The following is an 8,339-nucleotide window of genomic DNA, read 5'->3' as shown; positions in this document are numbered from 1 at the left end:
CCCCAGCAGCACCACCACCGCCCCCCACTCCATGTCTCCACCGGGCAGCTTCGGCAGATGGCCGAAGGGCGACAGGTCCAGCACCACCCGCGGAGCATCCAGCGCGGGCCCGACCCACCCGATCAGCAACACCGCCCCGGCCACCCCCCACGCGGCCAGAGCCACCCGCGGCACCACCCCGTACAGCAGCACCGCCAGCCCGCCCACCACCCAGATCGCCGGGAGCTGGACCAGGCAGGCACCGAGGATGGGGCCCACCTCCTGGCCGTAGCCGACCGCGAATCCGAGCCCCGCCACCAGCATGATCAGCCCCGCGCCGGCGAAGGCGATCACCAGGTGCCCCGCGGCCCACCGCAGCCGCCCCACGGCGTTCGCGAGGATCGGCTCCGCCCGCATCGAGGTCTCCTCCCCGTGCAGCCGCAGCACCGACCCCACCACATACAGCGCGGCGATCAGACCGAGCATGCCGACCATCGAGGCCAGGAACGCGTCCGTGATCCCGGCCTGTCCGCCCATCCGCTCGAAGATCTCCCGCGCGTTGTCGTTGTCCCCGACCAGATCGGCCACCCCGTCGGTCAGCCCGCCGTAGACGACCCCGGCGAGGAAGAAGCCGATCGACCAGCCGAGAACGCTGCCCCGCTGCAGCCGCCAGGCCAGCGCCCCCGCCGTGCCGAGGCGCCCGAACGCCGGACCCGGACGGGCGGGCAGGAAGCTCATCCCCACATCCCGGCGCCCGGCGAGCTCGTACGCCACCACGCCCTGCACCAGCGCCGCCCCCGCGAACAGCAGCAGCACCCACCACCGCTCGTCCGCGAAGGCCCGCAGGTTCTCCAGCCAGCCGAGCGGCGACACCCACGTCAGCGCCGACGAACCGTCGTCCGACGCCGAGTCGCCCGCCGCGCGCAGCACGAACGCGGCGCCCACCAGCCCCGCCGTCAGCCCCCGCGCCAGCCGCGCGCTCTCCGTGAACTGGGCGACGATCGCCGCCAGCGTGGCGAAGACCATGCCGACCCCGGCGAGCCCGAGCCCGAGGGCCAGCGCCCCGGCGGCGCCCTGCCCGGCGAGCCCGGCCGTGACCAGCAGCGCCAGCGCGGCGTTCGCGACGACCGCTGTCAGCAGCGCGGCCGTCAGGGAGGCCCTGCGGCCCACCATCCCGGACGCCACCAGCTCCTGACGCCCGCTCTCCTCCTCGTCCCGGGTGTGCCGTACGACGAGGAGCATGCTCAGTACGGCCGCGAGGGCGCCCGCGTACACACCGACCCGCCAGGCCGTCAGCGCCCCGATCGAGTCGCCGAAGACCGGGCCGATCAGGGCGCGGAAGGAGGCGTTCGTCGCCGTGTCCCGCACGAGGTCGGCGCGGTCGGCGGGGCTGTCGTACAGGTTCTCCAGGGTGTTCGGCATGGAGAGGATCATCAGCGCGTTCACCGCGACCCAGACCGGGATCATCACCCGGTCGCGGCGCAGGGCGAAGCGCAGCAGCGTCGCGGTTCCCGCCAGCTGGCGGGTCCCACCCGGCCGTACCGCGAAAGCCGTGGCGGTCACTTGGCCACCTCGCTCACGTCGGTGCGTACGTCCGCCTGGTAGTGCCGCAGGAACAGTTCCTCCAGCGTCGGCGGCGTCGAGGTCAGCGACCGCACTCCGGACTCGCTGAGCGAGCGCAGTACGGCGTCGAGTTTGTCGGTGTCGACCTGGAGGCGGACGCGACGGCCCTGGACGTCCAAGTCGTGGACGCCGGGAAGGTGCGACAGCCCGTTGGGCGGGCCCGCCAGTTCGGCCGTGACGCTCGTCCGGGTCAGATGGCGCAGGTCGGCGAGCGAACCGCTCTCGACCGTACGGCCCTTGCGGATGATGCTGACCCGGTCGCAGAGTTCCTCGACCTCGCTGAGGATGTGCGAGGAGAGCAGGATCGTACGGCCGCGTTCGCGTTCCTCCTCGACACAGCGCTGGAAGACCTCCTCCATCAGCGGGTCCAGGCCGGAGGTCGGCTCGTCGAGGATCAGCAGGTCGACGTCGGAGGCGAACGCGGCGACGAGGGCGACCTTCTGCCGGTTGCCCTTGGAGTAGGTGCGGCCCTTCTTCGTCGGGTCCAGCTCGAACCGTTCGGTCAGCTCCGCCCGCCGCCGCTTGTCGAGGCCGCCGCGCAGCCGGCCGTAGAGGTCGATCACCTCGCCGCCGGACAGGTTCCGCCACAGCGTCACGTCACCCGGTACGTAGGCGATACGGCGGTGCACCTCGACCGCGTCCGCCCAGGGGTCGCGGCCGAGCACCTGCGCGGCGCCCGAGTCGGCGCGCAGCAGGCCGAGCAGGACGCGGATGGTGGTGGACTTGCCGGCGCCGTTGGGGCCGAGGAATCCGTGGACCTCGCCCGTCTCGACCACCAGGTCGAGGCCGTCGAGCGCGTGCGTCCTGCCGAACGACTTGTGCAGTCCGGAGACGCTGATTGCCTTCGTCATGTTTCAGAACGTACGCTTCTTTCAGAAATTTGTGAAGTTAAGGAAGCGTATGAACTCCGGATAGGGTGAGGCCATGACGGAATCAGCCGGGGCCGGCCGGGACGCGGAGTCCGTGTCGAAGTTCGTGGAGTCCTTCGCGGCACAGCTCGTCGAGGCCGGGATGCAGCGCATGGCCGCCCGCGTCTTCGCCGCGCTGCTCGCCTCCGACAAGGGCGTGCTGACCTCCGCCGAACTGGGCGACCAGCTGCAGATCAGCCCCGCGGCGGTGTCCGGGGCGGTGCGCTACCTGGCCCAGACGCACATGGTGTCCCGCGAGCGGGAGCCCGGGTCGCGCCGGGAGCGCTACCGGGTGCACGGCGACCAGTGGTACGAGGCCCTGACCAACCGCGAGGCCGTCCTCAAGCGGTGGGAGGCGGCCCTGCGCGAGGGCGTCAACAGCCTCGGCGGCGACACCCCGGCCGGCCGCCGCCTGGCCGAGACGCTCGCCTTCTTCGAGTTCATCGAGGTCGAGGTCGCCTCGATGATGGAGCGCTGGCGGGAGCATCGTGAAAAGACCTTCGGCCAGGGCTGACCGACCACCCCGCCGACCCCTGCCCCTGCGGGCCCACTCACCCTCCACTCACCGCCCAGGCAGCACCAGCCGCAGCGCGCCCTCCCCGACCGTCCAGGTGCGGCGGCGCACCGGGCCGGAGACCGCTGTGTCCGCGCGGTAGCGGAAGTGCGCCCCCGACACGGTGACCGTGCGTCCCGCGGCCAGCAAGGGGGAGGCCTCCGCGCCGACCGAGAGCGGCCGGACCTCGACCTCGGCCACCCCGTCGACGCCCGGCGCCACCGACACCGTCTCCACCGGCTGGTCGAGGTCCACCAGGGTCGTGCCGTCGACCTCGACGCGCAGCCGGGACGGCCCGGACGCGGGCGGGGAGTCGCCGCGCGCCGGCACCAGGGTCCGTACGAGCGACTGACAGGTCCGCAACCAGGGCCGTCCCGCACCCGTCCCCACCGCACTGGCCCCGTCCGGCGCGGCGGGGTCCCGTATCGGCGGGATCCGCAGTCCGCCGAGGACCACACCGTCGCTGTCGTCCACGAGGAGGTCCAGGCGCCGCTCCACGCCGTCCAGGACGGCCCGGGCCGCCGCCACCGCCCCGGTGGGCACCCCGAGGGATTCGGCCAGGGACAGCGCGGCACCGACCGGCACCACCGACAGCAGGCATTCGGCCAGCTCCCGCTGCCGGTGCAGCAGGGCCACCGCACGGGTCAGCGCCCGGTCGTCCCCCACGACCACGGGCCGCCGCGACCCCCTGCGGGTCAGCGCGCGGGCGAACTCCTCCGGATCGTCCGGCAGACACACCTTCGTCGCCGCACCCGCGCTGAGCACGTCTTTCGCGATCCTGACGGACTCCCCGTCCGTCCGCCGGGCAACCGGATCGATCACCACCAGCAGCTGATCGGACATCGCGAAAGTCGCCACCTCGGCCATGCCTCGCTTCCTCGGGTAGCATCTTTGTGCAAGAGCCCCTTGCGCTATTGCGCCAGGGGCTTCGTCTATTCCGGGGCCATCCGGTCCGACGGTTCACGGCCAACGACGGTCGCGACCTGTCGTGGTGTACACGGTCAAGACCCTCCGTGTACACCCCTGACCTTGGACATGCCCCGCCCGGAAGGGGTGTACGCGCGTGCCCGCACTTGTGCTGCTCGGTGCTCAGTGGGGTGACGAAGGCAAGGGAAAGGCGACGGACCTGCTAGGCGGATCCGTCGACTACGTGGTGCGCTACCAGGGCGGCAACAACGCCGGCCACACGGTAGTCGTGGGTGATCAGAAGTACGCCCTCCACCTGCTCCCTTCCGGAATCCTGTCCCCGGGGTGCACCCCGGTCATCGGCAACGGCGTCGTCGTCGACCCGTCGGTCCTGCTCTCCGAGCTGAGCGGTCTGAACGAGCGCGGCGTCGACACGTCCAAGCTCCTCATCAGCGGAAACGCGCACATCATCACGCCGTACAACGTGACGGTGGACAAGGTGACGGAACGCTTCCTCGGCAAGCGGAAGATCGGCACCACCGGTCGCGGCATCGGCCCGACCTACGCCGACAAGATCAACCGCGTCGGCATCCGCGTCCAGGACCTCTACGACGAGTCGATCCTCACCCAGAAGGTCGAGGCGGCCCTCGACGTCAAGAACCAGCTGCTCACCAAGCTCTACAACCGGCGTGCCATCGCCGTCGACCAGGTCGTCGAGGAGCTGCTGGGCTACGCCGAGAAGATCAAGCCGTTCGTCGCCGACACGGTCCTGATCCTCAACCAGGCCCTCGAGGACGACAAGGTGGTCCTCTTCGAGGGCGGCCAGGGCACCCTGCTCGACATCGACCACGGCACGTACCCCTTCGTCACCTCCTCGAACCCGACGGCCGGCGGTGCCTGCACGGGCGCGGGCGTCGGCCCGACGAAGATCAGCCGTGTGATCGGCATCCTCAAGGCGTACACGACCCGCGTCGGCTCCGGTCCCTTCCCGACCGAGCTCTTCGACGAGGACGGCGAGGCGCTGCGCCGCATCGGCGGCGAGCGGGGCGTGACCACCGGCCGTGACCGGCGCTGCGGCTGGTTCGACGCGGTGATCGCCCGCTACGCGACCCGCGTGAACGGCCTGACCGACTTCTTCCTCACCAAGCTGGACGTCCTGACCGGCTGGGAGCAGATCCCGGTCTGCGTGGCGTACGAGATCGACGGCAAGCGCGTCGAGGAACTCCCGTACTCCCAGACCGACTTCCACCACGCGAAGCCGGTCTACGAGATGCTGCCGGGCTGGAGCGAGGACATCAGCAAGGCCAAGTCGTTCTCCGACCTCCCGAAGAACGCCCAGTCGTACGTCAAGGCGCTGGAGGAGATGTCCGGCGCGCCGATCTCCGCGATCGGCGTCGGTCCGGGCCGGGACGAGACGATCGAGATCAACTCGTTCCTCTAGGCCCGTGGTCACGGAAACCGCGCCGCGTCCGACCTCCGGACGCGGCGCGGTTCTGTGTCACATGATCATCCAGGCATCCGAGGCAAACGCCGGGCCCTGGGGGGGCCATACCATGGTGCTCATGTCCCAAAAGCTGACCTCCATAGTCGGGCGCACGGAAATCCTGAAGGAAGTCGGAGACGATCCTTATACGCGGATGAGCGTCTCGGATAGCTCTGTGGCGTACAGCAGCAGCCGCGCCATCGCCTGGTTCACGAACACTCCGTGGGCGCCCCTGGTAACCCTCAGGGGAGATGCGGAAGACTCCTTGGGACTGTACGCGGAACTGCGTCGGCTCGGCCGCATCACTGTCGGATCCTGGCTACGCACACCTCTTTCCACGGAAGCCTTCAACTCGCTGCCCGGCCTGCGCAAGAGGGAAAGCTGGCTGTTTCGCTGGACGTCCTCTCCCCCTCCTCCGTATGGGAAAGAGGACAAAGTGGTGCCTGTGGAGTCAGAGAATCACCATGAGATAGCACGACTGCTCCGGTCCGGAAACCCGGACACGGTGATCAGGCCTGACGACCCAGGGATCCACCGGTGGTACGGGATTTGGGAAGGCGACCAACTGCTGGCATGCGGTGCCGACAGGAGCTTCGGAGGTGTGGGCTACCTGGCGGCCATCACGGTGAGTCCGGGCGAACGGCGCAAGGGGTACGGTGCCGCGTTGACGGCCGCTATGGTGCGGAGACTCATACTGGCAATGGGCGCTGTCGGACTGGGTGTGAACATCGCGAACCTCGGTGCCATCGCCCTGTACGAACGCCTCGGCTTCAAAGACTCTGTCGGGGTGACGACGTTCGAGGTCGTGGACTAGTCCTCGCCCTGTCCCGCCCGCTTCGCATCTGTGCTCGGGGCGTCTGCGCTCGGACGGGCGGGAAGCCATTTTTCGTTTCCTGACCGCCACTTCTCCAGCTGTTCGGATGAGGACTCGCGCTCCAGCCAGCCCCAGAGCTGTTGTATGTTGCGGCCGACCTCGCTGCCGAGCGGGACAAACTGATGCCGAAAGCTCGCGGCGTACCACCAGTAAAAGGTGTCCCCGAAGAGGCGTGGCACGTATCTCTCGGCGATGGCACGGTGTTCTATGGCGAGCCAGAGGCGTTCGAAGAAGTGCAAGATGAGCCTCAGATCATGAGCCGCCTCGGGACCGAGTTCCTGCTCCAGATCCAGGTAGCTCTGCGTCTGATTCTTGCGCACGGCCACACCGGCCTTGTAGCGCGCCTGCAGCAGCTCCGTGCTGTGCAGCTCACGGTGCATTTCAAAGGCCATCGTGAGGCGGTCGCGTCTGACGCCCGCCAGCCAGCTGACCACTCCCCCCGCAAGCACACCGAGCAAGGTGGTCACTCCACCGAGCAGAAATTCCAACTGAGCCCCCCTGGAGCGTACGCAGCGTCTGCGACGAGGAAGATCGTCGCCGATTCGTGTCCCCCAGGCAAGGCATCGCAGGTTCACCGCGTGCGTGTGTGCCGCCGACTTCCGGGCACACCGCCTGCACCAGCGGCTTCCTCCCTCCCCCCGGCGAGGTGAACCGCTCCCGGTCTGATGCAGGCCTTCTCATGTGAGGCCTGGGTGATGCCGTGGCCGTGGCGGACCGCGGAGAGCACGAGAACCCGGCTGCTGTCAGGGGGTCTTGCCCCGCGCAGGCACTTGCCGTCCGCCGCTCTGAGCTCGGCCGGATCGAGATGCCCCAGCACGCTGCGCGGGGTCTTCTCGCTCGGTACCCGGTAGCGGCCCAGGAGCGGGTGGCAGGGCAGGCCGAAGGCGGCCGGTTCCGCGGGTGCCGCACGCCGGCAGCACTGCGCTGCCGCGGTGATCGAGTCGTGGCCCGCGGGTGTCATCGCGTAGACGACCAGGGCCAGGAGGGAGGAGAGCCGGTAGCGCATGCCGCTGGCTCCGTGCGGATCGGTAAGCGAATCGAACTCCGCGACCAGGCTGTGGACTTGATCCCGCGCGGCACTCTCGCGCAGGGCCTGCAGACGGGGTACGGGGCGAGGGGGAGCAGTGATGGGGGCCGCGTTCGCCTGCTTGTGGGGCTCGCCACCGACGGCGCCTTCTCGGCTACCGGACGGCGGCCAACCTCAGGCTGCGCACCTGCGTCGTGTAAAGAGCCGCAGACCACCAGTACAACCCGGCTCCCCAGATCGCCAGCGCCCATCCAAAAATGCTCGCGAAGTGAGCCAACGAATCTCCTCCGTCGGCCAGCAGGAGCAGCGGGAATGCGTACATGAGGTTGAACGTGGCCGCCTTGCCGATGAAATTGACCTTGAGCGGTCCGTATCCGATCCGCCGCAGGGTGGCGATATTCAGAGCCATGAATACGTCACGCGCGAGAAGTAGAGCCAGGAACCACCAGGGGATGATGTCCCGCAAGACCAGCGCGAGCAGCGTGGAAATCGTGTAGAGCCGGTCGGCTGCCGGATCCAGTACCTGGCCGAGGCGGGTTATCTGGTTCCATCGGCGAGCCAGTTTCCCGTCGAGGTAATCAGTGACACCGCTGACCATCAGAAGGACGATCGCCCATCCGTCACGACTCGGATTCCCGAAGTAGGGCTGGAGAACGAGCCACAAGAAAACCGGAACTCCGGCCACCCGCAGGGCGCTCAAAGCGTTTGGGATCGTCAACACCTTGTCAAGGTGATCCTTTTCCACTTCCCTGCCTCCAGCTGGGGCGCCCAAAGCCCAGAATTTTGATTCCAAGTATAGATAGAACCTGATGTTATCAGAGTTCTCATGTCATTCTGAGGAGTCATGGGGCGCTCCAACGCGTCCGGCTCTGTCCCCTAGGGGTTTGAGATAAACGCGGCCCAGGCCTCGCCGGAGACGGTGAGGTTCGGGCCGTCGGGGTTCTTGGAGTCGCGGATGTGGATGGCGGTGGGGGTGGCTTGGGGGC

9 protein-coding genes and 1 pseudogene are annotated in these 8,339 nt (G+C 68.7%); 3 read left to right on the top strand and 7 right to left on the bottom strand.

Features of this window, described 5'->3' with window-relative positions; genetic code table 11:
* Positions 1 to 1,542 (bottom strand): ABC transporter permease (locus L0P92_RS39120; protein WP_234767897.1); only part of this gene is annotated, 1,542 nt, incomplete at its 3' end.
* Complete coding sequence (locus tag L0P92_RS39115; protein WP_234767896.1) at positions 1,539 to 2,453, bottom strand: ABC transporter ATP-binding protein; 915 nt, start codon at positions 2,451 to 2,453, stop codon at positions 1,539 to 1,541. The genes L0P92_RS39120 and L0P92_RS39115, both read right to left, overlap by 4 nt.
* 73 nt (positions 2,454 to 2,526) lie before the next feature.
* Here L0P92_RS39115 and L0P92_RS39110 point away from each other — a divergent pair, with 73 nt between their 5' ends.
* Positions 2,527 to 3,024, top strand: a complete 498-nt coding sequence (locus L0P92_RS39110; protein ID WP_234767895.1) for a GbsR/MarR family transcriptional regulator — start codon at positions 2,527 to 2,529, stop codon at positions 3,022 to 3,024.
* 48 nt (positions 3,025 to 3,072) lie between these two features.
* Here the strand turns inward: L0P92_RS39110 and L0P92_RS39105 are convergent, their stop codons facing one another.
* Positions 3,073 to 3,930, bottom strand: coding sequence for a diacylglycerol kinase catalytic domain-containing protein (locus tag L0P92_RS39105; RefSeq protein ID WP_234767894.1), 858 nt, complete (start codon positions 3,928 to 3,930; stop codon positions 3,073 to 3,075).
* Positions 3,931 to 4,126: 196 nt separating this feature from the next.
* On the opposite strand from L0P92_RS39105, the gene L0P92_RS39100 reads away from it, so the two are divergent.
* The gene (locus L0P92_RS39100) at positions 4,127 to 5,410 is read left to right on the top strand and encodes an adenylosuccinate synthase (RefSeq protein ID WP_234767893.1); all 1,284 of its coding nucleotides are present in this window, start codon (positions 4,127 to 4,129) and stop codon (positions 5,408 to 5,410) included.
* 121 nt (positions 5,411 to 5,531) lie between these two features.
* Entirely contained in the window at positions 5,532 to 6,266 is a 735-nt protein-coding gene (locus L0P92_RS39095) for a GNAT family N-acetyltransferase (RefSeq protein WP_234767892.1), read from the top strand.
* On the opposite strand, the gene L0P92_RS39090 is transcribed toward L0P92_RS39095, so the two are convergent.
* The 4 genes and pseudogenes from L0P92_RS39090 to L0P92_RS39075 all read right to left on the bottom strand — a co-directional run bounded on the left by L0P92_RS39090 (position 6,263) and on the right by L0P92_RS39075 (position 8,316).
* On the bottom strand, positions 6,263 to 6,793 hold the full coding sequence (locus L0P92_RS39090) for a DUF4760 domain-containing protein (RefSeq protein ID WP_234767891.1): 531 nt from the start codon (positions 6,791 to 6,793) through the stop codon (positions 6,263 to 6,265). The genes L0P92_RS39095 and L0P92_RS39090 overlap by 4 nt on opposite strands.
* A gap of 209 nt (positions 6,794 to 7,002) precedes the next feature.
* Positions 7,003 to 7,455 (bottom strand): annotated as a pseudogene (locus L0P92_RS39085) (transposase family protein); the annotation flags it as partial.
* 52 nt (positions 7,456 to 7,507) lie between these two features.
* The gene (gene clsA / locus L0P92_RS39080) at positions 7,508 to 8,098 is read right to left on the bottom strand and encodes a cardiolipin synthase ClsA (protein WP_234767890.1); all 591 of its coding nucleotides are present in this window, start codon (positions 8,096 to 8,098) and stop codon (positions 7,508 to 7,510) included.
* Positions 8,099 to 8,229: 131 nt separating this feature from the next.
* The gene (locus L0P92_RS39075) at positions 8,230 to 8,316 is read right to left on the bottom strand and encodes a DUF397 domain-containing protein (protein WP_372497402.1); all 87 of its coding nucleotides are present in this window, start codon (positions 8,314 to 8,316) and stop codon (positions 8,230 to 8,232) included.
* Between the last annotated feature and the right edge of the window lie 23 nt (positions 8,317 to 8,339).

The sequence above is a fragment of the Streptomyces muensis genome, assembly GCF_021474425.1.
GTDB classification, from domain to species: domain Bacteria; phylum Actinomycetota; class Actinomycetes; order Streptomycetales; family Streptomycetaceae; genus Streptomyces; species Streptomyces muensis.
The sequence above is the reverse complement of the archived record's forward strand: the minus strand, read 5'-3'. Positions and strand labels throughout refer to the sequence as shown.

Coding starts and splice junctions, on each gene's coding strand:
- L0P92_RS39115 (WP_234767896.1), bottom strand. CDS start 2,453: ATGACGAAGGCAATCAGCGTCTCCGGACTGCACAAGTCGTTCGGCAGG.
- L0P92_RS39110 (WP_234767895.1), top strand. CDS start 2,527: ATGACGGAATCAGCCGGGGCCGGCCGGGACGCGGAGTCCGTGTCGAAG.
- L0P92_RS39105 (WP_234767894.1), bottom strand. CDS start 3,930: ATGGCCGAGGTGGCGACTTTCGCGATGTCCGATCAGCTGCTGGTGGTG.
- L0P92_RS39095 (WP_234767892.1), top strand. CDS start 5,532: ATGTCCCAAAAGCTGACCTCCATAGTCGGGCGCACGGAAATCCTGAAG.